This is a genomic window from Patescibacteria group bacterium, from assembly GCA_040387855.1.
Classification (GTDB): Bacteria; Patescibacteriota; Minisyncoccia; order Phycocordibacterales; family JAKAEA01; genus JAZKCY01.
This window is the reverse complement of sequence record JAZKCY010000001.1, coordinates 704,842-716,491: the sequence shown is the minus strand read 5'-3', so window position 1 is coordinate 716,491 and position 11,650 is coordinate 704,842. Positions and strand designations below refer to the sequence as shown.

General features: G+C 39.6%; 10 protein-coding genes and 3 tRNA genes. 5 read left to right on the top strand and 8 right to left on the bottom strand.

The features are described from left to right. Positions 1 to 76 precede the first annotated feature (76 nt). From V4519_04045 to alr, 3 genes are all read left to right on the top strand, one after another. Positions 77 to 160 (top strand) — tRNA-Tyr (locus V4519_04045). 86 nt (positions 161 to 246) lie between these two features. Beyond that, a complete protein-coding gene (locus V4519_04040; GenBank protein MES2437159.1) occupies positions 247 to 1,086 on the top strand; it encodes an aminotransferase class IV in 840 nt (279 codons plus the stop codon). A 6-nt stretch (positions 1,087 to 1,092) separates the two neighbouring features. After that, entirely contained in the window at positions 1,093 to 2,241 is a 1,149-nt protein-coding gene (gene alr, locus V4519_04035; GenBank protein ID MES2437158.1) for an alanine racemase, read from the top strand. Between the two features lie 2 nt (positions 2,242 to 2,243). Here alr and V4519_04030 read toward each other — a convergent pair. From V4519_04030 to V4519_04015, 4 genes are all read right to left on the bottom strand, one after another. Beyond that, a tRNA-Trp gene (locus V4519_04030) sits at positions 2,244 to 2,315 on the bottom strand. Positions 2,316 to 2,376: 61 nt separating this feature from the next. Continuing rightward, the gene (gene rpmG, locus V4519_04025) at positions 2,377 to 2,535 is read right to left on the bottom strand and encodes a 50S ribosomal protein L33 (protein MES2437157.1); all 159 of its coding nucleotides are present in this window, start codon (positions 2,533 to 2,535) and stop codon (positions 2,377 to 2,379) included. 22 nt (positions 2,536 to 2,557) lie between these two features. Continuing rightward, positions 2,558 to 3,469, bottom strand: a complete 912-nt coding sequence (gene miaA, locus V4519_04020) for a tRNA (adenosine(37)-N6)-dimethylallyltransferase MiaA (protein MES2437156.1) — start codon at positions 3,467 to 3,469, stop codon at positions 2,558 to 2,560. A gap of 401 nt (positions 3,470 to 3,870) precedes the next feature. Continuing rightward, a tRNA-Leu gene (locus V4519_04015) sits at positions 3,871 to 3,952 on the bottom strand. A 139-nt stretch (positions 3,953 to 4,091) separates the two neighbouring features. Between V4519_04015 and V4519_04010 the strand changes: the two genes are divergently transcribed. Next, positions 4,092 to 5,201: a ParB/RepB/Spo0J family partition protein gene (locus V4519_04010; protein MES2437155.1), complete on the top strand. Its 1,110-nt coding sequence runs from the start codon at positions 4,092 to 4,094 to the stop codon at positions 5,199 to 5,201. Between the two features lie 27 nt (positions 5,202 to 5,228). Here V4519_04010 and V4519_04005 read toward each other — a convergent pair whose 3' ends face one another. The 4 genes from V4519_04005 to dprA form a co-directional block, all read right to left on the bottom strand. Beyond that, entirely contained in the window at positions 5,229 to 6,647 is a 1,419-nt protein-coding gene (locus V4519_04005; protein ID MES2437154.1) for a RelA/SpoT family protein, read from the bottom strand. 84 nt (positions 6,648 to 6,731) lie between these two features. Next, positions 6,732 to 7,106: a hypothetical protein gene (locus V4519_04000; protein ID MES2437153.1), complete on the bottom strand. Its 375-nt coding sequence runs from the start codon at positions 7,104 to 7,106 to the stop codon at positions 6,732 to 6,734. Between the two features lie 57 nt (positions 7,107 to 7,163). Continuing rightward, complete coding sequence (topA, locus tag V4519_03995) at positions 7,164 to 9,347, bottom strand: type I DNA topoisomerase (protein ID MES2437152.1); 2,184 nt, start codon at positions 9,345 to 9,347, stop codon at positions 7,164 to 7,166. Positions 9,348 to 9,384: 37 nt separating this feature from the next. Next, entirely contained in the window at positions 9,385 to 10,242 is an 858-nt protein-coding gene (dprA, locus tag V4519_03990; GenBank protein ID MES2437151.1) for a DNA-processing protein DprA, read from the bottom strand. Positions 10,243 to 10,332: 90 nt separating this feature from the next. On the opposite strand from dprA, the gene serS reads away from it, so the two are divergent. After that, on the top strand, positions 10,333 to 11,649 hold the full coding sequence (gene serS / locus V4519_03985) for a serine--tRNA ligase (GenBank protein MES2437150.1): 1,317 nt from the start codon (positions 10,333 to 10,335) through the stop codon (positions 11,647 to 11,649). Position 11,650: the final 1 nt, after the last annotated feature.

The window sequence follows — 11,650 nt, the reverse complement described above, 5'->3', positions numbered from 1 at the left end:
CGCTCTACGCAATGTCGAAGGGCGGTTTTTTCGTGAACTTGTTTTTTGCTGGGATTTAAGTTATATTTTTCTCACTGCGTAGGTGGTAGAGTGGTCAATTACAACAGACTGTAAATCTGTCGGCCTATGGCCTTCGAAGGTTCGAATCCTTCCCTACGCACAAAACAAACCGTCCTGAGCAATGTTTAGGGGCGGTTTTTTGTTGAAACAAATCTGGTTTCCTTTGTGTTATAGTATGTACACTATATGCCGAAATTCTGTTACTACAACGGGAAGATCATACCAATAGCAAAAGCAGCTTTGCCAATTAATGACATTGGAATTTTGCGAGGCTACGCTATTTTTGATTATGCAAAAGTCTACAATGGCAAGCCGTTCTTACTCAAAGAACATATTGCTCGGTTTGAACAATCGGCAAAAAAAATGGGACTCATTATTCCTGCAGCTGCTCCAAAGATAGAGAAAATAATTAAAGAATTACTTACTAAAAATAAAATTAAAGATCAGAATGCCGGTATCCGAATGATTCTCACTGGTGGAACTTTAGTTGAAGGCCTTTCTTTCAATCCTGCAAAACCCAGCTTCTTTATTTTAATTGAAGATCTCAAAGATTTACCTGAAAACCTATTTGAAAAAGGTGCAGCACTCATAACTCATGAACACGAGCGAATGTTTTCAGACATTAAAACTACAAATTACATTACTGCAGTTCAGCTTCAGAAAGAAAAGAATAAAAAGAAAGCTGTCGAGATTTTGTACTTATATAACAGTAAGGTTTTAGAATGCAGTACGAGTAATTTCTTTATTGTAAAAAAGAATAAAATTTATACACCTGCTGAAAATATCTTAATTGGGATTACTCGAAATCATGTCATAAAACTCGCAAGAAATGCCGGCATGAGTGTAGTAGAAAAAAATATCTCAAAACGAGAAATGTTGGATGCAGATGAAGCTTTTATTACTGCATCAAATAAAGAAGTACTACCAATAGTACATATTGATGATGCTCTTATTGGGAATGGTCAGGTAGGAGAAGTCTCAAAAAAATTACGGCAGCTATTTATTGAAAGTATTTCAAACAAATAAAATAATATGAGTGGCATTTCACGAACAGAACGATTGGGTGTGCGTACATGGATCGAAATCGATCGTGCTGCATTGGAGCACAATTATAAAACGTTCCGTGAGCTTATTCCAAAACCGACTAAGCTACTTTCAGTAGTGAAATCTAATGCATATGGTCATGGCCTCGTTGATTTTTCAAAACAGCTTGAAACACTTGGGGTTGATTGGTTTGCTGTAGATTCTATTGTGGAAGGCTTAAAATTGCGCAAGGAGGGTATTACGAAGCCAATTCTAGTACTTGGCTATACTTTGCCAGAACTGCTTCAGGAAGCCATTAATCAGGACATTACGGTCACAGCCTCAAGTATGTACATGCTTACTGATATCAGTACACGTGAGCTTAAGGGGATTCTTAAGATTCATGTGAAGATAGATAGTGGCATGCATCGTCAGGGTTTTATGTCCCATGAGATGGAAGAAGTACTAAAAGTGCTCACACAGAATAATCATAAGATTTCAGTAGATGGTTTGTATACTCACTTTGCATCTGCAAAAGATCCTGCGTTTACTGAAGAAACTCAAAAGCAGCGACAGCTCTTTCTTACCTGGGTAGATGCATTTAAGGGAGCCGGATTTTCACCAATAGTTCATGCTGCAGCTACAGGTGCCGCTTTGCTATTTCCTGATACTCATTTTGATATGGTTCGCATTGGAATTGGAATGCATGGCATTTGGCCTTCTCCAGAAATAGGATTACTCAAAGAAAACAGTTCAGCTCTCAAAACGACACTTTCATGGAAAACAATTGTAAGTGAAATAAAGTTAATTCCAGCTGGAGAAAAAATTGGATATGACTTTACGGAAGAGACAACTCGAGAAACAAAGATTGCTGTATGTCCTATTGGATACTGGCATGGATTTCCACGAAGTCTTTCGAGTGTGGGACATGTACTTGTTAATGGTTCTAAAGCTAAAGTGATGGGGCGAGTATCGATGGATATGATTGTTATAGATGTGACTGATACTCCTGATCTAAATGTGGGAGATGAAGTTGTACTTATTGGAAAGAGTGGGGATTTGGAAATTACTGCAACTGATGTGGCAAATACGGCAGGATACTCTCGCTATGAATTTATCACACGAATCAATCCGTTGATTAAGAAGATTTATATTTAGGGCGGGCCCAGCAGGACTCGAACCTGCAACTACAGTTTTGGAGACCGTTGTTTTACCATTGAAACTATAGGCCCGTACGGCACATACTAGCATAAGTAGAGCCAAAATAAAAAGCCCCTCGTATGGGGCTTTTTATTATTTCTTTGCTTCCTTGTGTGTAGTGATTTTTCGGCACCACTTACAGAACTTTGAAAGTTCTATTTTGCGGTCTACTTTTCGCTTGTTCTTGCTTGACCAGTAGTTTACGCGTTTGCAATCTTTACACGCTAGTTTGATGAGTCGATCCTGTGACATGTCATTAATTCTTTAAGTTTCCCTAGGATACTATAAATTGATCAATAGAGCAAGCGATTTCGGACTTATTGTCGAGACTGAGCCATTTTATGCGTTTATCCCGTCTAAACCAGGTCTTTTGGCGCCGTGCATACTGACGGGTAGCAATCTCTAGCGCATCTATCATTTCTTGCTGTGTAAGCTTATTTTGGAGGTGAAGGGCCATGTATTTATACTCAAGTCCCAAGTCTTCCATGCGTTTAAACGTAACCCCTTCAGCATGAAGTTTTTTTGCTTCATCAAGCATTCCCAGATCAAAGCGTTTTAAGAGTCGTTTGAAGATTCGTGGACGTAATTCTTCATCAGAAATTTCGATGCCAATTTGAAGTGTGTCATATAAGGGCTCGGTTTGAATTTTGGGTACATTGCCAAGTGCTTCGTTAATTTCAAGAGCCCGAATAATTCGGACATGATTGTGTGGGTCAATAACTTCTGCTCGTTCTGGATCTTTTGCTTTAAGCATCTCAAATAACTCTTCAGTAGATTTCTCAGACAGCTTTGCTCGAAGTACTTGATCTGGGGATACTTCTGGGAGGGTTACATTGTCGACAACAGCTTGAATATAAAATCCAGTACCACCGCAAATTATTGGTAATTTATTTCTTGAAAGAATATCGGCTATAGCTTTGTCTGCTAATACTTTAAAATCTTGTACTGAAAATACATATTCGTTTGATGGAGAGATTACATCGAGAAGGTGATGCGGTACACCTTTCATTTCTTCTTTGGTGATTTTCCCTGTACCAATATCCATACCTTTATAGACTTGGCGTGAATCAGCAGAAACAACCTCGCCATTGTATTTAAGGGCGAGTTCTACTGCTAAGTCACTTTTACCCGATGATGTGGGGCCAACAATGACGAGAATTTTAGGTTTTATATTCTTAGGTTCCATATAATAAAAAATGCCTGATCCAAATGTGGTTCAGACACGGCTATCAACTTGCCGAAGCGCCGGCTGTTTTGGCACGACTTTTCAGCAAACGCTTTATCCAGCGACGCCACATCTGCTTGAGCGACTCTCGCACGTGCACCTGTGGCCCCAGCTCAGGTGCGTATTTGTCCCACCCGTTGGGCAGGTAACGCATCGGCCGGAGTGTCGGCGGTGGGGCCTCCTCAAGAGGCATGCCCACAAATCCACCAGCATCCCTGTTGCCTTCCTCTTGTTCACCGTCATAACCAGACATGGCATCCTCGCTGTGTTTGACGTGATTCGGCCGCGATCCTCTCCTTCAGAAGAGAACCGTTACATTGCTACTATTCTTAGAATACAATACAACAGATGAGTGTCAAATGTGCCGGGGGGGAGAATCGAACTCCCACGAATTACTTCGCACGATTTTGAGTCGTGTGCGTCTACCAATTCCGCCACCCCGGCATACGAAGCAGTGTATCAAACAATCTTTAAAAATCAATGTACTCTACAATAAGCCCTATAAAATATTCCTGAAGTGTTGTGCACTCCTTATTCACCATTTCATGTTTTTCTATGTGTGTTAAAATGACGGAACAATTATATGTCACAGTTTTACAACGATTCAATTTTTTGGATAGAAGTCGATAAGATCAAACCCAATCCATATCAGCCACGAAAAGATTTTGATCCGATTGCGCTCCAAGCACTTTCAGATTCAATTCGACAGTACGGAGTGCTACAAGCTCTTGTTGTGACTCGTACTGAAGTGCAAAAGCCAGATGGAGGTCTAAGTACAGAATACGAACTCATTGCAGGAGAGCGACGATTACGAGCTTCAAAACTCGCAGGAATTCGCGAAGTACCATGTCTCATCAAAACTGGTGAAGACAACAATTTAATGAAGCTCGAACTCGCTATTATCGAAAACGTACAGCGAGAAGATTTGAACCCTGTTGATCGTGCTCGATCATTCCAGCGACTTGCAGATGAATTCGGATTTAAGCATGCAGAGATTGGAGAAAAAATTGGTAAATCACGAGAATACGTATCAAATAGTTTGCGATTACTTTCACTTCCAGAAGATATCTTGAATGCGCTTTCTACTGGAAAAATTACTGAAGGTCATGCTCGACCTTTGATGATGCTCAATGACCGACCTGAAGAGCAGAGTACTCTCTTTAAAGAAATCATGTTCCGAAAGCTCACGGTGCGAGAAGCTGAAATGATTGCACGAAAGATTGCGGTAGAAAAAGTACGAAAGAAGGATTTGGGAGCTGATCCTGAAATTACCGAGATAGAAGAGAGATTTGCAGAGTCACTAGGAACACGAGTTCATATCGAGCGAAAAGAAGTAGGAGGAAAGCTTACTATCGATTTCTTTTCTAAAGATGATTTGCGAGCAATTCTAGATCTTGTAAACAAAAGTAGGGAAGCAGGAGTGCAGCCGGGAATGATGAACAACTTCATCAATGCCCAGCAACAACAGCAAGCAACGCAGATGCAAAATGTTGGAATTACAGTGGCAGCAGTAGAGACTGTTGCTCAAGCAGAACCAGCATTACCTCAAACAGTACTCGAAACATCTGATGCGCCAATGATTCCTGCAGATGCAGCATCAACATCAGAGGGAGCTATAGATGATAGAACTCCAGTAGAAAAGAAAGAAGAAGAAAACGAGGATATCTATTCTGTTTCAAACTTCAATATTTAAATAAAATAAAACTGCAGTGATGCAGTTTTATTTTTTACTTATCTTATCAAGAATAGATCTGATATGTCTTTTTGCCATTGTCGTCTTACAAAAATCCAGCCATTTTTGCGTGGGATGACTAGATGCTTTGGTAATAACCACTACGATATCACCATTCTTGAGTTTGCGATCAAGAGAGCTAAATTTCCCATTTACATGAGCGCCACTAATGTGATCTCCCAAATCAGAGTGAACACTATACGCAAAATCTATAGGACTTGAATCTATTGGTAAATCGATCACATCACCTTTAGGGGTAAACACAAAAATACGTTCTTTGAGAAAATCTGATTTTAAACTCGTAATAAAGTTTTTAGAAAGATAGCTCGTGTTTTCTTGTTGAACTAGTTCTTGGATCCAATGAGTCTTTTTTCCTGATCCATCTTTATACTTCATATGAGAAGCAATACCAAATTCTGCTTGCTCATGCATTTCTTTTGTTTTTATCTGCACTTCAACAATACTGCCATCGCCAGTAAATATCGTGGTGTGAATACTTCGGTAGCCGTTGGGCTTTGGAAAGGCAATATAGTCTTTAATCCTGCCAGGTAATGGGCGCCATGTACCATGAATAATTCCCAATACTTTGTAGCAATCACCGACATCATTCACAATAATACGTAGGGCAATGATGTCATAGATTTTCTCAAGTTCACCTTTCTTTTTAAGGATCTTTTTATGTAAGCTGTATAAGCTTTTTACTCGGTAATCTGTTTGAACAGAAATAATATCTTCTTTTGCTAATACTTTCCGTACTGATTTATAAAACTTCTTAAGTCGATCTTCAATTTCAGATTGTTTCTTTTTTGTAAACTGTTGGATTTTTTTATATTCTTCTGGCAATACAAAAGGGAATGCTAAATCTTCAAGTTGGCGTGAGAGCTTTCGCATCCCAAAGCGGTAGGCAAGCGGAGCATATATTTCTAATGTCTCACCAGCAATTCTTTTTTGCTTCTTTTCTGGAACATGATGAAGAGTCCTCATGTTGTGAAGTCGGTCTGCAAGTTTGATGATAAGCACTCGTAAGTCTTGTGACATTGCAACAAAAAGCTTACGCATACTTTCGTTGTGTTGCGTCGTTCCTCTATATTTTACTGTTCCTAATTTTGTGACCCCTTCAACCAAGAAAAGTATTTCTTTGCCAAATTCTTTTTCAATAGTTTGAGGAGTTACACCTACATCTTCAATACTGTCGTGAAGTAATCCAGCAGCAATCATAGTGCCATTCATGCCTAAATCAGCAAGGTTTTTTGCTGTTTCTGTAAGGTGCACAAAATATGGTTCACCTGTAAATCGCTTTTGATCTTTGTGAGCTTCCTGCGCAAAGTCATACGCCTTTTTAATCAATGCAACTTCTGCATCAGTAGGAGAGTTCATTACATTAATTATGTCTTGAGCGGTAAGCATATCTTAATAGTACCACTCTGGTATTAAAAGCAAATTCAGGTATAAAAAATCCAGACGGGAAGTCTGGTGTTGTTCTTATGGGCTTTATGATATTCTTTCTATCTTTTCAACCACTTGAACAACTGTTCTTTCAAGGCGGTTTCCTTCGCCTTCTTGCCAAGGACCAGGGCTAGCAGATACAAATTTGAAGGGCGGAAACGTATCTGCATTGCGTTGCACTGCCCGGTTCACCCGATCGAGGATCGGGACAAACACTTCAACGACTTCTTCTCGAGTCAGGTCAGGTATCTTTTCTCTGAAACCTGCCCACGTGGCATCAATGATCCGGTCATCTATTTTTGCCACACATGGCGGCGGACCATTGATTACTCCCAGGTCATCAGCATTAAACACCCTTTCCATCATGTAAAAGTAGACGATCTCAGTTAGAAGAAAGATTCTACGTGCATTGGAAATCATCAACTCTCCTAGAACGAACCGGTATTCATATAACCACTAAATAGTATTTATGTCAAATTAGACTTTCTTTGGATCTAGCTTATGAGGATTGTGGTTTGGACACACCTTATTTGAGCAGCGTTCAGGAATAGTTTTTGTTCCTTCCATCATAAGAGAATTACACATAGGGCAGATGTTGCCTGTAGGTTTTGTTTTAATTATATTTTTGCATTTTGGATAGTTTGAACATCCGTAGAAGATTCCAAATCGTCCGCGCTTTTCAGTCATTTCACCTTCGTTGCAGACATTACATTTTACTCCGGTCTTGCGACGGGCTTCTTCTTTTTCATCTGTTTTAACGTACTTACATTTTGGATAGTTTGAGCAGGCGATAAAAGTACCAAATCGGCCTTGTCGTTCTACAAGCGTACCGGTTTCACAATCAGGACATTTGATACCCAAATCCTTTGGACCTTCCATAATATTTCCTTCAGCAGTTCGTGCTCCCACACACTCTGGAAATTTTTTACAGCTCATAAATTTGCCAGCTCGCCCAAGCTTCCAAATCATAGGTCCATTACATACAGGGCACTTGAATTGTTCATCAACTGGACCAAGATCGGTAATCTTATCAGCGTTCTTAGATTTCTCTTTCACCATCTTTAAGAACGGCCCATAGAAATCCTTAAGCACTTTGAGGTACTGATTTTCACCTCGAGAAATTTCGTCGAGATCATCTTCCATTTCAGCGGTAAATGAATCACTGATATATTCATTAAAATTTGCCTCAAGAAAAGTACTTACTACATCTCCAGTATCTGTAGGCTTAAGTGTTTTACCATCTTTTTCTACATACCCTCGATCAACAATAGTCTTAATAATAGATGCATAAGTAGAAGGGCGGCCAATACCTCGCTTTTCAAGTTCTTTCACCAATCCTGCTTCTGAATAGCGAGATGGAGGCTGAGTTTCTTTTTCTTCTGTTTTAAGATCAATAAGATTGAGTTTTTCTCCCACAGTTACCTTTGGAAGTTCAACATCATCTTGTCGAGCTGCTGGATCTGCCGCTAGCCATCCATCGAAAAGCACTCGTGAACCGTTGATTGCAAACTCTGGGATATCAGAAGGGGCACCTACAATTTCTGCAGAAAGCTTCGTTCGCAATACTTTGGCATCTGCCATTTGTGAAGAAATGGTACGGCTCCAGATAAGTTCATATAGTTTCTTTTGTTCTTCATTTATACCGGCAGAAGCTACGGCAAGATTTGTTGGTCGAATAGCTTCGTGAGCTTCCTGGGCATTTTTACTTTTTGCTGCATAGGTGCGGATATCGAGATACTCTTTGCCATATTTCTTTTCCACAACGCCCGCAACTTGTGAGATTGCCATCTTACTCAAGTTGGTACTATCAGTTCGCATGTAGGTAATAAGACCAGCTTCGTAAAGCTTTTGAGCAATACCCATGGTTCGTGATGGAGCATATCCAAGACGTGAACTAGCTGCTTGTTGAAGGGTAGAGGTAATAAACGGTGCTTTTGGTGCTCGTTTTACTTCGGTTTCTTTTAAGTCTTTAACTTTCCACTCATTCTTTTTTCCAATATCTAAAATTTTTTCAACAAGGGCATAATCGGTAGGTTGTTCGCCACATTCCAAAATAAACTGAACATTTGCCTGATTTGAAACATCAGCAGTAATAACCCAGAATTTATGTGAAATAAATGCTCTGATTTCTCGTTCACGTTCCATCAAAATTCGTAGAGCAGGAGATTGTACTCGTCCAGCAGAAAGTCCGTAACGCACTTTTTTCCAAATGAGTCCGGATAGATCATATCCCACAAGTCGGTCGAGCACTCGTCGTGCTTCTTGAGCTTCTTTTAAGTTCTCATCAATATCGCGTGGATGAAGCATCGCCTCTTGCACAGCTTCCTTGGTGATTTCGTGAAATACAACACGCTTTGGCTTCTTCAATCCAATAGCTTCTTTAATATGCCAAGCAATAGCTTCTCCTTCTCGGTCGGGGTCGGTTGCGAGTAACACTTCATCAGCTTTTTTTGCGAGCTGTTTAAGCTCGGCAACAACACTTTCTTTTCCTTTACTAATTTCATAGTGCGGAATAAAACCACCTTCGATGTCGATGGCCTTTTTATTGTTCTTGGGAAGGTCTCTCACGTGGCCAACTGAAGCCTTAACTGTGTACTTTCCATCAAGATACTTTGATATTGTTTTCGCTTTCGCTGGTGACTCTACGATAAGGAGTTTCATATATAAGGTGTACTACATATATTTTTTGTTTGCAAATTTAGGCTAGATGGATAAGTCCTAAATGCTCTTGTATGTGGCCTTTAATTTCTAAGAGCGAAAGTAGCATATTAAGTTCATGGATCGGTATTCCAACGGCGCGAATTAAATCATCACGAGACATAGAATCTTTGAGAATAGAAATTATCTTTTTTTCTTGCTCACTACAGTCAAAATATTTCTGTTCAGGTGTGAGATTTTCAAAAAGTGTATCAAAGCCTAATGCTTCATGGAGATCTTTCTCACACGTGATTGGAGTTGCTCCCAGTCTTAATAATAAATGCGGTCCTTCAGAATTTTGAGCAAATATTTGGCCAGGAACTACAAACACATCTTTATTATAGTCTGTTGCTAAACGTGCAGTAATGAGCGTTCCTGATTTTTTCTCTGCTTCTATGATAAGTACCGCATGACACAGTCCGGCCATGATTCTATTTCGCTTGGGGAATGCCCACATGGTTGAAACAAAGTCTGGTTCAAATTCAGAAAGTAATCCGCCTCCTGATTTTATAATTTCATCTGCGAAGTTCTTGTTAATAGAAGGGTAGAGGACTTTGCGGTTTAAGCCCGACCCAGGCACAGCAAGTGTATGCAACCCGGCTTTGAGTGCTGCTTTATGAGCAATAGTATCTATGCCCATGGCAAGTCCCGATACTATAGATATGTTTTTGCCAGCTAAGCTTGCGATAAGCTTTTCTGTTACTTCTTTGCCGTAGTGTGTATTTTGTCTCGCGCCGACCACACACAAGAGCTTTGCATCAGCTTTTGGAAGCATTCCTTCTATATATAGGTGCTCTGGCGGCTGGGGAATCTGTAACAGTTGATAGGGAAACTCATGTTTTTCTAATTTACGAATCATGACTCTTCTATTTATACATGTCTGAGATAAAGAAATGATAAAGATGAGGTAGTGGTTAAATTAAAGACTATTTGTTATTATCTACCTACTATGTTGGACATTAAATTCATCCGGGAAAATAAAGACATTGTTGCTGCGATAATTAAAAATAGAAATAAAGAAGTTGATCTTGATCAGCTTATTGCTCTTGATGATGAACGTCGAGCTGTAATGACAATTGCAGAAAAGAAGCGTGCTGAACAAAATGAAGCTAGTGCAAAAATTGCACAGGCTCAAACTCCTGAAGAACGACAACAACTTATTGATGCAATGCAACAAGTGAAAGTTGATTTTCAAGCTGCTGAAGAACAAACACGAGAGGTCACAAAGAAATACATGGCTCTCATGCTTAAAGTTCCAAACATTACATCTCCTGACACTCCAATTGGAAAAGATGAAGAAGAAAATAAAATCTTGAGACAAGTTGGAGAAATTCCAAAGTTTTCATTTCAACCTAAGGAGCACGATGAACTGGGGAAAAATTTGGGTATATTAGATACCGAGCGAGCAGGGGAAATTTCTGGAACTCGATTTGCATACCTTAAGGGCGACTTAGCATTACTTCAGTTTGCGCTTATTCAATTTGGATTAGAAATACTCACAAATAAAGAAAAAATAGAAGAAATTGCTCAGGATGCAAATCTTACGGTGCCTGTCACAGCATTTACTGCTGTAGTTCCTCCCGTATTTATAAAACCAGCAATTCAAAATCGAATGGCTCGGTTTATGAATCCTGAAGAACATTATATGTTCCCAAATGATGATTTGATGCTCATTGGAAGTGCGGAACACACTCTCGGTCCACTACATATGGATCAAATACTTACTGAAAAAGAATTACCAATTCGATATGTTGGCTACTCAAGTGCATTTCGACGTGAAGCGGGAACAAATGGTAAAGACACTCGTGGAATTATTCGTCAGCATCAGTTTGATAAATTAGAAATGGAAACATTTTGTCTTCCAGAAAATTCAATTCAGGAGCAGTCATTCCTTGTTGCTATTCAAGAGTATATTTTAACTTCTCTTAAATTACCGTATCAGGTAATTGCCGTATGCACGGGTGATATGGGATTCCCAGATTATCGTCAGATAGATATTGAAACGTGGATGCCTGGACAAAATCGATATCGAGAAACTCATAGTGCAGACCTCACAGGAAATTTTCAGTCTCGAAGATTAAATACTCGAGTAAAACGTGCCGACGGTAAGAATGATCTTGTTCACATGAATGATGCTACTGCTATTGCTGTGGGACGAATGCTTGTTGCTATTATGGAGAACAATCAAAACGAAGATGGTTCAATTACTATCCCAGAAGTACTCAGAAAATACATGGGAGGCAGGGATGTTATAAAAAAGGCCTAAC

Coding starts and splice junctions, on each gene's coding strand:
- V4519_04040 (MES2437159.1), top strand. CDS start 247: ATGCCGAAATTCTGTTACTACAACGGGAAGATCATACCAATAGCAAAA.
- alr (MES2437158.1), top strand. CDS start 1,093: ATGAGTGGCATTTCACGAACAGAACGATTGGGTGTGCGTACATGGATC.
- rpmG (MES2437157.1), bottom strand. CDS start 2,535: ATGTCACAGGATCGACTCATCAAACTAGCGTGTAAAGATTGCAAACGC.
- miaA (MES2437156.1), bottom strand. CDS start 3,469: ATGGAACCTAAGAATATAAAACCTAAAATTCTCGTCATTGTTGGCCCC.
- V4519_04010 (MES2437155.1), top strand. CDS start 4,092: ATGTCACAGTTTTACAACGATTCAATTTTTTGGATAGAAGTCGATAAG.
- V4519_04005 (MES2437154.1), bottom strand. CDS start 6,647: ATGCTTACCGCTCAAGACATAATTAATGTAATGAACTCTCCTACTGAT.
- V4519_04000 (MES2437153.1), bottom strand. CDS start 7,106: ATGATTTCCAATGCACGTAGAATCTTTCTTCTAACTGAGATCGTCTAC.
- topA (MES2437152.1), bottom strand. CDS start 9,347: ATGAAACTCCTTATCGTAGAGTCACCAGCGAAAGCGAAAACAATATCA.
- dprA (MES2437151.1), bottom strand. CDS start 10,242: ATGATTCGTAAATTAGAAAAACATGAGTTTCCCTATCAACTGTTACAG.
- serS (MES2437150.1), top strand. CDS start 10,333: ATGTTGGACATTAAATTCATCCGGGAAAATAAAGACATTGTTGCTGCG.